General features: G+C 74.3%; 12 protein-coding genes and 2 pseudogenes. 5 read left to right on the top strand and 9 right to left on the bottom strand.

All coding sequences use genetic code 11. The annotated features are described in order from the left end of the window. Positions 1-76: 76 nt before the first annotated feature. The 9 genes and pseudogenes from Q2K19_RS23865 to Q2K19_RS23825 all read right to left on the bottom strand — a co-directional run. Positions 77-325: pseudogene (locus Q2K19_RS23865) on the bottom strand (transketolase C-terminal domain-containing protein); the annotation flags it as partial. 8 nt (positions 326-333) lie between these two features. Then, entirely contained in the window at positions 334-1,581 is a 1,248-nt protein-coding gene (locus Q2K19_RS23860; RefSeq protein WP_302763862.1) for a beta-ketoacyl synthase N-terminal-like domain-containing protein, read from the bottom strand. Continuing rightward, complete coding sequence (locus tag Q2K19_RS23855) at positions 1,578-2,846, bottom strand: beta-ketoacyl-[acyl-carrier-protein] synthase family protein (RefSeq protein ID WP_302763860.1); 1,269 nt, start codon at positions 2,844-2,846, stop codon at positions 1,578-1,580. Before Q2K19_RS23855 ends, Q2K19_RS23860 begins: the two co-directional genes overlap by 4 nt. Then, entirely contained in the window at positions 2,843-3,250 is a 408-nt protein-coding gene (locus Q2K19_RS23850; RefSeq protein ID WP_302763859.1) for a cupin domain-containing protein, read from the bottom strand. Before Q2K19_RS23850 ends, Q2K19_RS23855 begins: the two co-directional genes overlap by 4 nt. Beyond that, positions 3,247-3,954: an SRPBCC family protein gene (locus Q2K19_RS23845; protein WP_302763857.1), complete on the bottom strand. Its 708-nt coding sequence runs from the start codon at positions 3,952-3,954 to the stop codon at positions 3,247-3,249. Before Q2K19_RS23845 ends, Q2K19_RS23850 begins: the two co-directional genes overlap by 4 nt. A 515-nt stretch (positions 3,955-4,469) precedes the next feature. Further along, a pseudogene (locus Q2K19_RS23840) lies at positions 4,470-5,813 on the bottom strand (acetyl-CoA carboxylase biotin carboxylase subunit); the annotation flags it as partial. Further along, a complete protein-coding gene (accB, locus tag Q2K19_RS23835) occupies positions 5,813-6,289 on the bottom strand; it encodes an acetyl-CoA carboxylase biotin carboxyl carrier protein (protein ID WP_302763856.1) in 477 nt (158 codons plus the stop codon). The gene accB and the pseudogene Q2K19_RS23840, both read right to left, overlap by 1 nt. Before the next feature lie 102 nt (positions 6,290-6,391). Beyond that, a complete protein-coding gene (locus Q2K19_RS23830; protein ID WP_302763854.1) occupies positions 6,392-8,092 on the bottom strand; it encodes an acetyl-CoA carboxylase carboxyltransferase subunit alpha in 1,701 nt (566 codons plus the stop codon). Continuing rightward, entirely contained in the window at positions 8,089-8,421 is a 333-nt protein-coding gene (locus tag Q2K19_RS23825) for a TcmI family type II polyketide cyclase (RefSeq protein ID WP_302763852.1), read from the bottom strand. The genes Q2K19_RS23830 and Q2K19_RS23825 overlap by 4 nt, the downstream gene beginning before the upstream one ends. 432 nt (positions 8,422-8,853) lie before the next feature. Here Q2K19_RS23825 and Q2K19_RS23820 point away from each other — a divergent pair, with 432 nt between their 5' ends. From Q2K19_RS23820 to Q2K19_RS23800, 5 genes are all read left to right on the top strand, one after another. Further along, positions 8,854-9,666: an AfsR/SARP family transcriptional regulator gene (locus Q2K19_RS23820; RefSeq protein ID WP_302772730.1), complete on the top strand. Its 813-nt coding sequence runs from the start codon at positions 8,854-8,856 to the stop codon at positions 9,664-9,666. Between the two features lie 160 nt (positions 9,667-9,826). Next, complete coding sequence (locus Q2K19_RS23815; protein WP_302763850.1) at positions 9,827-10,186, top strand: TcmI family type II polyketide cyclase; 360 nt, start codon at positions 9,827-9,829, stop codon at positions 10,184-10,186. 246 nt (positions 10,187-10,432) lie between these two features. Next, positions 10,433-11,176 (top strand): helix-hairpin-helix domain-containing protein, encoded by a 744-nt coding sequence (locus Q2K19_RS23810; protein ID WP_302763849.1) that lies wholly within the window; start codon positions 10,433-10,435, stop codon positions 11,174-11,176. A gap of 213 nt (positions 11,177-11,389) precedes the next feature. After that, entirely contained in the window at positions 11,390-12,595 is a 1,206-nt protein-coding gene (locus Q2K19_RS23805) for a low temperature requirement protein A (RefSeq protein ID WP_302763847.1), read from the top strand. A 117-nt stretch (positions 12,596-12,712) separates the two neighbouring features. After that, complete coding sequence (locus tag Q2K19_RS23800) at positions 12,713-12,919, top strand: hypothetical protein (protein WP_302763846.1); 207 nt, start codon at positions 12,713-12,715, stop codon at positions 12,917-12,919. Positions 12,920-12,984 lie beyond the last annotated feature (65 nt).

Below are 12,984 nucleotides of genomic sequence, written 5' to 3'. Positions count from 1 at the left end.
GTTGATCAAGGAGTTTGCGTCAGGATCGGGGCTTCCGGTGACGCAAACTCCTTGGTCAACGCGAACAAGGGGTCCTGCCGCAGCTCCGGTTGGAGTCGTCCACCACCACCAGACGCCCGGTGCGGGAGACCGACGCCAGCAGGCCGTCCCAGTCGAACGGGTGGAGCGTGCGCGGGTCGAACACCTCCACGGACAGTTGGTCGGCGAGTTCGTCGGCGACGGCGAGCGCGTCCTGCACCAGGTGTCCGACGGCGACCACGGTGACGTCGGCACCGGGCCGGCGGACCACACCCCGGCCGAGCGGCACCGGCACGAGATCCTCGACGGCCCTGCCTAGGCGTCGCCGCTGGGCGGTGGCGCGGCGCCCCGCAGCACCAGCGCGCTGTTGAAGCCGTCGAAGCCGCGGGCGCCGACCAGCGCGATGCGGCTGCGCGGCCGGCGAGGTTGCCGCAGGAAGGTCAGCTCGCACCCCGCCGCGGGCCGGTCCGGGCCGGCCGAGGCGGGCAGCAGGTCGTGGTGGAAGGCGAGCAGCGCCGTGGCCGCGTCCAGCGCCGATCCCCCCTGGTGGGCCCGGCCGGTCAGCGGCTTCTGGGTGGTCACCGGCGGGGTGCGGTCGCCGAACACGGCGCGCAGGGCGGCGGCCTCGGCCCGGTCGTACGCCGGCACGCCCAGCGCGTCCGGCCAGATCACGTCCACGTCGTGGGCGCGGACCCCGGCCCGTTGCAGGGCCAGCCGCAGCGCCCGGGCGTAGTGGGTCGGGTCCGGGCCGGCGTCGCGGTCGGTGGGGGCGGCGTCGTGGGTAGCCGCCCAGCCGGTGATCTCGCCGTAGATCCGGACACCCCGGGCGAGGGCGTGGCCCAACTCCTCCACCACGAAGACCGCACCGCCCTCGGCGGGCACGTAGCCGTTGGCGGCGGCGTCGAACGGCCGGTACGCGCGCTCCGGGTCGGCGGTGTCGCTGAGCAGGCCGGAGCGGAGCTGACAGGCCAGCGCGTACGGGCTGAGCGGGCACTCGGTCGCCCCGGCGATCACCACCGGGGTGCCCCGGCGCACGGTCCGCACGGCGTGGGCGAGGCTGTCCAGCCCACCGGCGGACTCGGACACGGTCACCCCGGACGGCCCCTTGAACTGGTGCCGGATGGAGAGCTGCCCGACGCTGGCCGCGTAGAACCAGGCGATCGACTGGTACGCCCCGACCGTGCGGGTCGGACCGCCCCAGAGCCGTTGCAGCTCCCGCTGGCCGAACAGGTTGCCCCCGGAGGAGCTGGCCAGGGTGACCGCCCACCGGTAGGGGTCGGGCGACACCTCCGGCAGCCCGGCGTCGGCCAGCGCCAGCCGGGTGGCGGCGAAGCCTTGGTGCGTCCACCGGTCGGTCTGCACCCGCTGCCGGGTGTCGGCGAACCCGCCGGCGTCGAAGTCGGGCACCTCCCCCGCCACCCGGGTCGGATAGGTCGCCGGGTCGAACAGGGTGATCGGGCCGATCCGCCGGGTGCCGGCGAGCACCGTGGCCCAGTGCGCGTCGGCGCCGACGCCACTGGGCGCCACCACCCCGATCCCGGTCACCACCGCCCGCGCCGTCATGAGTTCACCGCCAGCCGGCGGAACACCATCGCGGACTGGAAGCCGCCGAACCCGCTGCCCACCGAGAGCGCCACGTCGACCGGCACCTCGCGGGCCTCGTTGGGCACGTAGTCCAGGTCGCACTCCGGGTCGCGGGTGCTCCAGTTCGCGGTGGGCGGCACCACCCCGTACTCGATGGCGAGCGCGCAGGCGGCCATCTCGATGGAGCCGATGGCGCCGAGCGAGTGCCCGACCATCGATTTGATCGAGCTGATCGGCACCCGGTAGGCGGTGGCACCGAGCGCCCGCTTGAACGCGGCGGTCTCGTGCCGGTCGTTCTGCCGGGTGCCGGAGCCGTGCGCGCTGATGTACGACACGGCCGACGGGGCGAGCCGGGCCTGGCGCAGCGCATCGGAGATGGCCAGGCCCATCTCCACCCCGTCGGGGCGCAGCCCGGTCATGTGGAAGCCGTTGCTGCGGCTGGCGTAGCCGGCCAGCTCGCAGTAGACGTGCGCGCCCCGGCGGCGGGCGTGCTCGGCCTCCTCCAGCACCAGCACGGCCGCGCCCTCGGCAAGCACGAAGCCGTGCCGGTCGGCGTCGAACGGCCGGGAGGCGTGCTCCGGGTCGTCGTTGTCCGGACTGGTGGCCTGGATGGCGTCGAAGGAGGCGACGGTGACCGGGGAGATCGGCGAGTCGGACGCCCCGGCGAGCACCACGTCCGCCTCGCCGTCGGCGATCAACTGGTGGGCGTACCCGATGGCGTCGATGCCGGAGGTGCAGCCGGTGGAGACGACCTGGGCCGGGCCGTGCAGGCCGTGCCGGCAGGCCACGTCGGCGGCCAGGCTGCTGGGCACCAGCGCCTGGTAGAGGTACGGCCCGCCGAGCGCGTGGTCGACCAGCCAGTGCCGGCCCGAGTCGCTGACCCGGACGTACTCCCGCTCGAGGGCCATGGTGCCGCCGACGGCGGTGCCGAGCACCACGCCGGCGCGCTCGCGTTCGGCGTCGGTGAGGGTCAGCCCGCTGTCGGCGAGGGCCTCGGTGGAGCAGGCGAGCGCGAACTGCACGTACCGGTCGGCGCGTCGCCGTTCGGCGAGGGTGATCCCGGCGGCGTCCGGGTCGAAGTCGCACTCGGCGGCGATCTGCGAGCGGAACGGCGACGGGTCGAAGAAGCTGATCCGCCGGGTGGCGGTGCGCCCCTCGGTGATGGTCTTCCAGAATCGGTCCCGGGTGGCGCCGCCGGGTGCGACGACGCCCACCCCGGTGACCACGGTCCGCCGGCCGGTCACGACGGTTCCCGGGGTGGTGGGGCCACCTCGGTGTCGACGTGGCCCAACTCCGGGCGGGGGGCGAGCGGCCCCAGGTGGAAGACCACCTCGGCCGGCTCGTCGCCGGTGTTGCGCAGCCGGTGCCGGACGTCCTTCGCCACGAAGAGCGCCTCCCCGGTGCCGAGCGGCACCGGCCGGTCGTCCAGGTCGACGGTGATCGCGCCGCGGGCGACGTAGAGGAACTCCTCGCTGTACGGGTGGTAGTGCTCGGCGATCCGCTCCCCCGGCGCGAGGGTGGCCACCCCAAGGAAGCCGGAGGTGCTGCCGACGGTCTTCGGGCCGAGCAGCACCCGCAGCTCGCCGCCGCGCCGCCGGTCGGCGGTGACGTCGTGGACGGAGACCCGGGCGGTCGTGGTGTCGGTCATCGCGCGCCTCCCGCGTACGCCCGCTCGATCCGCTCCTTGATGACGGCGAGCTGGACCTTGCTGTTGGTGTTGATCCGCTCGGTCATGCCGGCGTTGTCGACCGGGGCGGTGGGCTTCATGGCGAAGTCCTGCACCCAGGTCATCCGGGTGCCGCCCGGGATCTCGTCGTAGCGCCAGTGGATGCGCATGTACTCGAACGGGCCGGTCTCCACCCGGCGGGCCCGGACCTGCCGGGTGACCGGGTCGGCGGTACGTTCGCTGACCCAGCTCCAGGAGACCCCGTTCTCGTCCGGGTGCATGGTGAGCCGGAACCGGACGGTGTCGCCGTCCCGCTCCAGGATCTCCGCCACGGCGTACTCGGTGAACAGCTCGGTCCACCGGGCGACGTCGTTGGTGACGTCCCAGACCAGGGGCAGCGGCGCGGCGATGTCGACGCTGTTCTCGGTGTGGCCCGGCGGGTCGGCCTGGCGGGCCACCAGCTCGGCCACGCCGCCGATGCTGAGCTGCGCGGCCTGCTCCGGGATCTTCACCCGCCACCGGTCCGCGACGACCGCGGAGAGTTCGAGCAGAGCCAGCGAGTCCATGCCGAGCTCCTCCAGGCTGGCGGCCGGGGTCCGCGCGGCGGCCTCGGCGTCCAGGCCGCAGTGCGTGACCAGGATGTCGGTGATCTCGCTGGCGAGCGGTCGATCGGGAGCTACGGTCATCGGGTCCTCCAAGCGGTCGGGCCGGCGGCGGGCGCGGCGGTGACGGGGGTACGGCCGGCCGGGTCGGCGTCGGCTCGAGCAACAGGTACGGGGTCGGCGGCGGTCGGGGCGGCGGTGCCCGCCCCGGGTACGGATTCCGCGGCGCCGGGCGGGCAGACGGCTCCGCTGACCGGGGCGGCATCGGCGGGACCGGGCGGGGCCCCGGCGTCGGTGTTGGCGTCGGCAGGTACGGCCGCGGCGGCGGACCCGTTCCCGTTGGCCGCTGCGGCGCCGTGATCGGGACGGACCCCGTTGGCCGACGCGGTCCCGTTTGCCGACACGGTTCCCTTGGCCGTGGCAGTCCCGTTGGCCGGGCCGGTCCCGTTGGCCGACGCGGTTACCTTGGCCGGGGCTTTTCCGTTGGCCGGGGCGGTTCCATTCGCCGGAGCGGTCCCCGCGGCCGGGGCGGCCGCCTTGGCCGGGGCGGCCCCATTGGTCGGGGCGGCCCCATTGGTCGGGGCGGTGTCGGCGGGGGCGGCGAGCAGCCGGTCGACCAGGCCGGTGGTGTGCCGGCCGGCGCGGAAGGCCGGGTCGCGCAGCACCCGCCGGGCGAACGGGATGGTGGTGCGCACGCCGGGCCCGCCGACGTCGAACTCGCCGAGGGCACGGTCCAGCCGGGCCAGCGCCCCGTCCCGGTCCGGCGCCCAGACGGCCACCTTGGCCAGCAGCGAGTCGTAGTGCGGGCTGACCAGGTAGCCGGGGTGCCCGTGGGTGTCGACCCGGGTGAACGGACCGCCCGGGGGGCGGAACCGGTCGAGCCGGCCGGGCGCGGGGGCGAAGTCCCGGTCCGGGTCCTCCACGTTGACCCGGCACTCCACCGCCACCCCGCGCAGCCGGATGTCCTCCTGGCGCAGGCGCAGCGGCGTACCGGCGGCGACGTGCAGCTGCTCGTGGACCAGGTCGACGCCGGTCACCATCTCGGTCACCGGGTGCTCCACTTGGATCCGGCAGTTGATCTCCAGGAAGTGGCACTCCTCCGCCGCGTCCACCAGGAACTCGAACGTGCCGACGCCGGTGAAGCCGACCGCCAGGGCGCCCCGCAGCGCGGCCTCGGCGAGGGTGTCCAGGGTGGACTGGCGCAGCGCCGGGGCCGGGGCCTCCTCGACGAGCTTCTGGTGGCGGCGCTGCACCGAGCAGTCCCGGGTGCCCAGGTGGATCCCGTTGCCGTGGCCGTCGCAGAGCACCTGCACCTCGACGTGCCGGGCGTCGGTGAGGTATCGCTCGACGTACACCCGGTCGTCACCGAAGGCGAGCTGGGCGGCGGCGCGGGTGCGGGCGTACGCGCGGGGCAGCTCGGTGGCGCAGCGGACCACGGTCATCCCGCGCCCGCCCCCGCCGGCCGCGGCCTTGACGATCACCGGGTACCCGATGTCGGCGGCCACCTCCAGCGCGTCGGTCGCCGTCGGCAGGGTACGCACGCTGCCCGGGGGCAACGGCAGCCCGGCCTTGCTCATCAGTGCCCGGGCGATGGACTTGTCGGCGAGGGCGGACATCACCTCCGGCGGCGGGCCGACGAAGGTCAGCCCGTTCTCCGCGCAGATCTCGGCGAAGTCGGCGTCCTCGGAGAGGAAGCCGTAGCCGGGGTGCACGGCCTGCGCGCCGGTCTGCCGGGCGGCCTCGACGATGGCGGCGGCGTTGAGGTAGCTCTGCCGGCTGGCCGCCGGTCCGATCCGGACGGTCTCGTCGGCCAGCCGCACCGGCAACGAGTCCGCATCGGCACTGGAGTGCACCACCACGGTACGCACCCCCAGTTCCCGGCAGGCGCGCAGCACGCGGAGCGCGATCTCGCCCCGGTTGGCGATCAGCACCTTCTCGAACATCAGTCACCCCGCCCGCTCGTCGGTTCCAGGGCGATCAGCGGCTGGTCGTACTCGACGGGTTTGCCGTCCTCCACCAGCAGCTCGACCACCCGGCCGGCCTGGCCGGCGGTGACCTCGTTCATCAGCTTCATCGCCTCGACGATGCCGACCACCTGGCCGGGCCGGACCAGGTCGCCGACGGCGACGAAGGGCGGCGCGCCGGGTTCCGGGGACCGGTAGAAGGTGCCCACCACGGGCGCTCGCACGGCCAGCCGGTCCACCCCGGTCGTCGGCTCCACCGCTGGCACCGGGACCGGCTCGGGGTCGGTACGCGGCGCGGGCGCCGGCTGGGCCGGCCCGTGCCACTCCACCTCCAGCATCGTCGCGCCGCTGCGCAGCCGCACCCGGCGCACCGGGCCGGTCAGCTCGGCCACGAGCTTGCGGGCCTGCCGGCGTAGCCCCTTCAGCACCGCGTCGGAACCCTCCGCCGCGCTCACGGTGCCACCCCCGTTCGCGGCTGCGGGGCTCGCCGAATCGCGCTCACCGCGTCACCTCCTTTCGCGACCGCGGGGCTCGCAGAACCGGCTCACTCCTCGCGCTCACCGGGCCACCCCCACCGTGCGGGCCGCCCCGTAGCCCCGGAACCGGTGCCGGCGGCGGCGCACCAGGGTGGCCGGCGGCACGTCGAGCAGCCCGGCGAGGTTCGCCGCGACCGCCCGGCCGAGCAGGTCGGCGGCGGCCGTCGGATCGCCGTGGGCGGCGGGCGACGGTTCGGGCACCACCTCGTCCACCACCCCGAGCCGGCACAGGTCGGCGGCGGTGAGCCGCAGCGCGCGGGCGGCCTGCGGGGCGGCGGAGCTGTCCGGCCAGAGGATCGCGGCGCAGCCCTCCGGGCTGATCACCGAGTAGACCGCGTGTTCGAGCATCAGCACCCGGTCGGCGACGGCGAGGGCGAGCGCCCCGCCGCTGCCGCCCTCGCCGGTGACCACCGCCACCACCGGGGTGGGCAGCACGCTCAGCGCCAGGATGTTCTCGGCGATCGCCGCCGCCTGCCCCTGCTGCTCCGCGCCCACCCCGGGGTCCGCGCCGGGGGTGTCCACCAGGGTGACCACCGGCAGGCCGAGCCGGGCCGCCAGCCGCATCAGCCGCAACGCCTTGCGGTGCCCGGCGGGGCTGGCCATGCCGAAGTTGTGGGCCACCAGCTCGGCGGTGGTGTGTCCCTTCTGGTGGCCGATCACCATCACCGGCCGGCCGTCGAGCCGGGCCAGCCCGCCGATGACCGCCGGGCAGTCCGCACCCAGGCGGTCGCCGTGCAGCTCGACGAAGCCGTCGAAGGCGATCTCCAGGTAGTCCAGAGTGGTGGGTCGGCCGGGGTGGCGGGCCGTGCGTACCGTCTCCCACGCGTCCGGCGGCGGGCCGGCCGTCGTGGCGCCGGCGGCGGGCGCGGGCCGCCGCGCCGGCGCCTGCCGGGGTACGGGCGGACGCCGCCCCGCCCTGCCGGCGCGGGCCGCGGCGAGCAGGGCGGTCAGCCGGCCGCGCAGCGCGTGCCGGGGCACCACCATGTCGATCTGGCCGTGCCGGAGCAGGAATTCGGCGGTCTGGAAACCCTCGGGCAGGGTGGCGCCGGTGACCTGGCGGATCACCCGGGGTCCGGCGAAGCCCATCCGCGCGCCGCTCTCGGCGAGCACCACGTCGGTGTTGGTGGCGAAGGAAGCCGCCACTCCGCCGTAGGTCGGGTCGGTGATGACGCTGACCGTGAGCAGGCCCGCCTCGCGCAGCCCGGCGATGGCCTGGCTGACCGTGGCCATCTGCATCAGCGACAGTGCGCCCTCCTGCATCCGGGCGCCGCCGGAGGCGGTGACCAGCACCAGCGGCACCTCGTCCGCCTGCGCGCGTTCCGCGGCGCGGGTGATCAGCTCGCCGACCGCGCAGCCCAGGCTGCCGCCGAGGAACCGGAAGTCCATCACCGCGAGCGCCACCGGGTGCCCGCCGATGCGGGCGGTGCCGCAGAGCACCGCCTCGTCCAGGCCGGTGCCGGCGCGCGCGGCGCTGAGCCGGTGCGGGTACGGCAGCGCGTCGACGAAGCCGATCGGGTCCACCCGGGGCGGCGGGTCCGGCAGCGGGGTGAACGAGTCCGGGTCGACCAGCTGGGCCACCCGGTCGGGGGCGTCCAGCCGGGCGTGCGACCCGCACTCGGGGCAGACGTCGAGGTTGCGGCGCAGCCGCTTGCGGTAGAGCAGCGAGGCGCAGCCGTCGCAGCGTGACCAGAGCTGTTCGTCGCGGGGCGCGGTGGTGGTCACGGCCGCCGCCCGGGGGCGTCGTACCGGTAGAAGCAGTGGGCCATCGCGTCCCGGGGCGAGCGCCAGGTCGGCAGGTACGGCGAGACGTACGGCCGCAGCCGCTCGCTGACCCGGATGAACTCGGGGTGCCCCCGAGCGTCCTCCACCACGCCCTCGGCCGGCAGCTCCGTCTCCAGGAGATGGACGTACAGGTCGTGCAGCCGGTAGAGCGACCGGTGCCGGACGCCGACCAGGCCGGGCAGGTCGGTCGCGTCCGACTCCGCGAAGATCTCGGCAACCCGATCCTCGGCGGTCGGCATCACCTTGGCGACGATGAGTGAGCGCTCCATGGACGGCCTCCCCTGGGGCGTGACCGGGTGTGTGCCACGGTCCCGCCAGACGACTCCCGCCACGGTGCCGCCGGCAGCGTCTACGTCGCGTCACCCCGCCGCTATCCAGATTGGAAAGTCGTGACGCTGCGTTGACGCAACCTGTGCGCCAGCTATCTAAAGATCATCTGCCGTATGTGAATAGCGACAGTTTTTCGCAGTTCAGCGCTGCTTTTCGAAGCTCCTACCGGGATGGTCACATTGACGATCAGCCGTTGACCCAGCGTAACCGCCGTTGTTAATCTCCGTTCAGGGAGCCCGGCGACCGCGGCGTCTGCCGCCGGGGCAGAGCCGTTCCGACACCGTGGTCGCGGGCAGCCGAGCCGGGCATCAGGGGAGACTAGGGACGAAGGTTCCGGTGCAGGGGGTGCGCCCGTGTCCGGTCAATCGAGGATGCCGACGGCCGGCGACCCGTTCACGCCGCGGGTGTCACTGCACCTGCTGGGTGGCTTCCGGCTGCTGCACGACGATGCCCCGGTGGTGGTGCCCCGGGGCCTGCAACGCGTCATCGCTCTGATCGGACTGCAACCGGCCGCCACCCGCAGTCATCTGGCGGGCCTGCTCTGGCCGGAGACCTCCGAGGAGCGGGCGCTGTCGTCGCTGCGCACCGCGCTGTGGCGGTTGCGCCAGGACCCCTGCTGCCCGCTGCTGACCGACGGGGACACCGTCCGGCTGGGCACCTCGGTCCACCTCGACGTCGACGAGCTGGTCGAGGCCGCCGCCCAGGTCCGCGACGGCCAGGTCCCCCGCGCCGGCGGCGTCACCGGCCGGCACGACCTGCTGCCCGGCTGGTACGACGACTGGGTGCTGCTGGAGCGGGAACGGCTGCGCCAGCTCCGCCTGCACATGCTGGAGGACCTCGCCGGCAACCACCTCGCGGCCGGCCGGCACGGCGAGGCCCTGGAGGCGGCCCTGGAGGCGATGGCCGCCGAGCCGTTGCGGGAGACCCCGCACCGCCTGGTGGTCCGCATCCACCTGGCCGAGGGCAACGCGTTCGAGGCGGTGCACGCCTTCTACGTCTATCGCGACCTGCTCCTGCGCGAGCTGCGGCTGGAGCCCTCTCCGGCGATGTCGGCGCTGCTCGCCGAGACCCTCGCCCCGATCCGGCGCGCCACCCGGCGGGAGTCGCCCCCGCGCCGGCCCGACCGGGCCGGCCCGGCCCCGCAGCGCGGCCCGAACGCACCCACCGCGCCCGGCTCGCGCTGAGCCGCCGGCACCACCCACACGGGACGTCACGACCGGTGTCACCGCCGGCCGACAGGCGGTGACGTCCAGGTAACAGCGACTCGGGCAGGGTGTGGCCCACACGGTCTCCGACGCCCCCTCGACCCCGAGGTCAGGGGCGTCACCGGCGAGAGGGGTCCCGATGAGTCGACTGTTGGTGGTCAGCCGGATCGTGCCGGGGGCGGAGGGACGGGTGGCGCAGATCCTCGCCGAGTCCGACGCGACCGAGCTCCCCCGGCTGACCGGGGTCCGGCACCGGTCGTTGTACTCGCTGCACGACCTCTGCGTACACCTGATGGAAACCACCGACGTCGACCCGGACGTGGCGGCCGAGGCGCGGGACCACCCGCTGTACCGCCGCGTCAACGAGCGGCTCTCGGCGCACACATCGCCGTACCTGCCGACCTGGCGTTCGCCGCGGGACGCCGTCGCCGCCTGCTTCTACAGCTGGGACGCGAGCTGGGACGCGCTCGACGCGCCGATCCGCCGCCCGCTCTGCTGACGCCGCCTCGGACCCCGGCGACCGGACCGATGTCCCGGACCCCGCTCACGCCACGGGGGGTCCGGGACGCCTCCTTTCCCAGCGGTCGCGGCACACGCTCGGTCATCCCACCGCCACCCGGCGACACGACGCCGTCCCACCAGCGATCGAACCCGCCGACCTCTCTGTCGTCCCCGGCGTGGGTGTGCGAAGCTGCCCCGAGTTTTTACCGCGACTGTCGTGCACACACATACGAGGAGGTTGGCCGTGAGTTTCGGGCAATGGCTGGTCGTCATCCTGGTCCTGCTCGTGGGCCTGGTGGTCGGCTGGGTGGTGATGGGCCGCCGGAGCGCCGGCGGCCCGGCGTCGCCCACCGTGGAGGGTGCACCGGCCACCGACGCCGCCGAGGCGGACGCCGTCGTCGACCAGGAGCGGCCGACGGCCGTCGTCGACGAGGTCCCCCCGCCCGCCGCGGTGACCGAGGAGCCGGTGCCGGCCGAGCAGGACGCTCCCCCGGCCGCCGCCACCCTGGCCGCCGAGGCCACCCCGCTGCCGTCCGCCGAGCCGGCCGGGAGCACCGCGCCGGTGGCGGCGCGCGCCGCCGAGGCGGAGCCCGCCGACGCCGATGTCGAGCCGGCGGTGGCCGAGCCCGCGCCGGTCGTAGTGGCGGAGGAGCCGGCGACGACGGACACGCCGGAGGTGGCGCCGGTGGTCGTCCCCGCGCCGCGCGACGCGGTGGCGGACGCCGTCCCGGCCGAGCTGGACGGTGCCGCCGACCAGGGTGCCCCGGACGACTTCCGGCGGATCCAGGGCATCGGGCCGAAGATGGCCGCCGCACTGCAGAGCGCCGGCATCCGCACCTACCAGCAGCTCGCCGAACTGGACGAGGCGGCGCTGCGGGAGACCATCAAGGCCGCCGGTCTGCGCGCCACGTCGAGCCTGGCGACCTGGCCGCAGCAGGCCAAGTTGCTGGCCGGGGCCCGCGCCGAAGCGGACGAGGTGCTTCCCTGACGGGCGCCCCGAGGCCGTGCCGGGCCGGTGGTGACCGACCGTCACCACCGGCCCGGGCCGTTCCGGGACCGCATGGCCGCGGGGCGGGCCCGGGGCCCGCCGCAGGGATCCGACCAAAAGGATGAAACCGGACACAGTTCCGGGTGGCCGTCGCTACCTTCGGTGAGGGGCCGGACGGCCCGCCGCGCCGATCCGCCACCGCAGGAGCAGCTCGTGCCCTTCGCCACGCCGGAGCAACCCGCCAGCCGGCGGCCCCCGGTGCGCGACGCCGAGTCACCCCGCCGGGTGACCCTGCTGGAACTCTTCTTCGACCTGGTGTACGTGGTCGCGCTCGCCCTCATCTCCCGCGGACTGATCACCGACCTGGGTTGGGAACGGGCCGTCCAGGCCCTGATCATGCTGATGGCGATGTGGTGGACCTGGGCGATCACCACCCTGGTCACCGACATGTACGACCCGCAGCGCCCGCAGATCAAACTGCTGATCATCGCGGTGATGTTCGGCGCGCTGCTGATGACCACGGCCATCCCGGAGGCGTTCGGCGCCCGGGGGCTGGTCTTCGCCGGGACGTACGTGGCGATCCATCTCGGACGCGGGCTGTTCCTCATGCCGGCGGTCCGGCACCACCGGCAGACCCAGCGGCGAGCGGCCCGGATCTTCATCTGGTTCGCCGTCTCCGCGGTGCCGTGGCTGATCGGTGGCGCACTGACCCACGATGATGCCCGGGAGTGGCTCTGGGCCCTGGCCCTGACCATCGACTACGTCGGCTTCCGGCTGGCCTACCCGGTGCCCGGCCTGGGCGTGGTGCCCGACGCCCAACGCAACGTCACGGCCGAGCACCTCTCCGAGCGGTACCAGCAGTTCTTCACCATCGCGCTGGGCGACGCCATCCTGGTCACCGGAACCGTCTTCAGCCTCCACCACTCCGAGGTGGAGAACCTCGTCGCCTTCGCCGTCGCGTTCAGCACCACCCTGTTGCTCTGGCGGATCTACGTGCACAAGTCCGGGGAGCTGCTGCCGCACGCCATCGCCCGGTCGAAGGAACCGAGCCGGTTCTTGAACACCGCGCCCTACACCCACCTGCTGATGGTGGCCGGGGTGGTGACCACCGCCGCGGGCTTCGACCTGGTGCTGCTCGAGCCCACCGGGCACACCCCGCCGGCCTGGATGGCGGTCATCCTCGGCGGGCCGGCGATGTTCCTGGTCGGTCGCGCCGCGTTCGAGTACGAGGTGTTCAGCCGGGTGTCGCTGTCCCGCCCCGGCGGGCTGCTGGCCCTGCTCACCATCGCGCCGGCCGTCCTCTTCCTGCCGCCCCTGTTCGCCGCGCTCGGCGCCATGCTGGTGCTGGTCGGGGTGGCGGTCGCCGACTATCTGCGCAGCCGGGGCAAGCCGCCGGAGGACCCGGACCCGCCGCACTGACCCGATCCGCGATGGTCGAAATCAGCCGCGCCGATATCGGCCGTCGTTTGACCGTTCCCCCGTGCTGGGTACATGACCTCCACCCTCGAATCCACCACAACCCCGTGGAGGCAACCCATGCGCGGCACCTCGATACTCGGCGTCCTGGTCGTCATCTGGCTCATCATCGGCGCGATCGCCGCCGGTCAGCGCGGCTACTACGCCAACGACGACACCAACTGCGCCGAGGCCGGCACCATTCTGGTCACCATCGTGGCCGGTCCGCTGAACTACATCGGCGCCAACCCCAAGGTGGACTGCACGCTCCCCGAACCGTCCAAGTAGGTCACCCCCCCTGGCCCGCGCCCGCTCCCCCGAGGCGCGGGCCTCGTCGTGTCCGGACGGCAGCG

The organism is Micromonospora sp. NBRC 110009 (assembly GCF_030518795.1).
GTDB lineage: Bacteria > Actinomycetota > Actinomycetes > Mycobacteriales > Micromonosporaceae > Micromonospora.
Note: the sequence above shows the minus strand (reverse complement) of the source record. Positions and strands in the feature narration are given on the sequence as shown.

Coding starts and splice junctions, on each gene's coding strand:
- Q2K19_RS23860 (WP_302763862.1), bottom strand. CDS start 1,581: ATGACGGCGCGGGCGGTGGTGACCGGGATCGGGGTGGTGGCGCCCAGT.
- Q2K19_RS23850 (WP_302763859.1), bottom strand. CDS start 3,250: ATGACCGACACCACGACCGCCCGGGTCTCCGTCCACGACGTCACCGCC.
- Q2K19_RS23845 (WP_302763857.1), bottom strand. CDS start 3,954: ATGACCGTAGCTCCCGATCGACCGCTCGCCAGCGAGATCACCGACATC.
- Q2K19_RS23825 (WP_302763852.1), bottom strand. CDS start 8,421: ATGGAGCGCTCACTCATCGTCGCCAAGGTGATGCCGACCGCCGAGGAT.
- Q2K19_RS23820 (WP_302772730.1), top strand. CDS start 8,854: ATGCCGACGGCCGGCGACCCGTTCACGCCGCGGGTGTCACTGCACCTG.
- Q2K19_RS23815 (WP_302763850.1), top strand. CDS start 9,827: ATGAGTCGACTGTTGGTGGTCAGCCGGATCGTGCCGGGGGCGGAGGGA.
- Q2K19_RS23800 (WP_302763846.1), top strand. CDS start 12,713: ATGCGCGGCACCTCGATACTCGGCGTCCTGGTCGTCATCTGGCTCATC.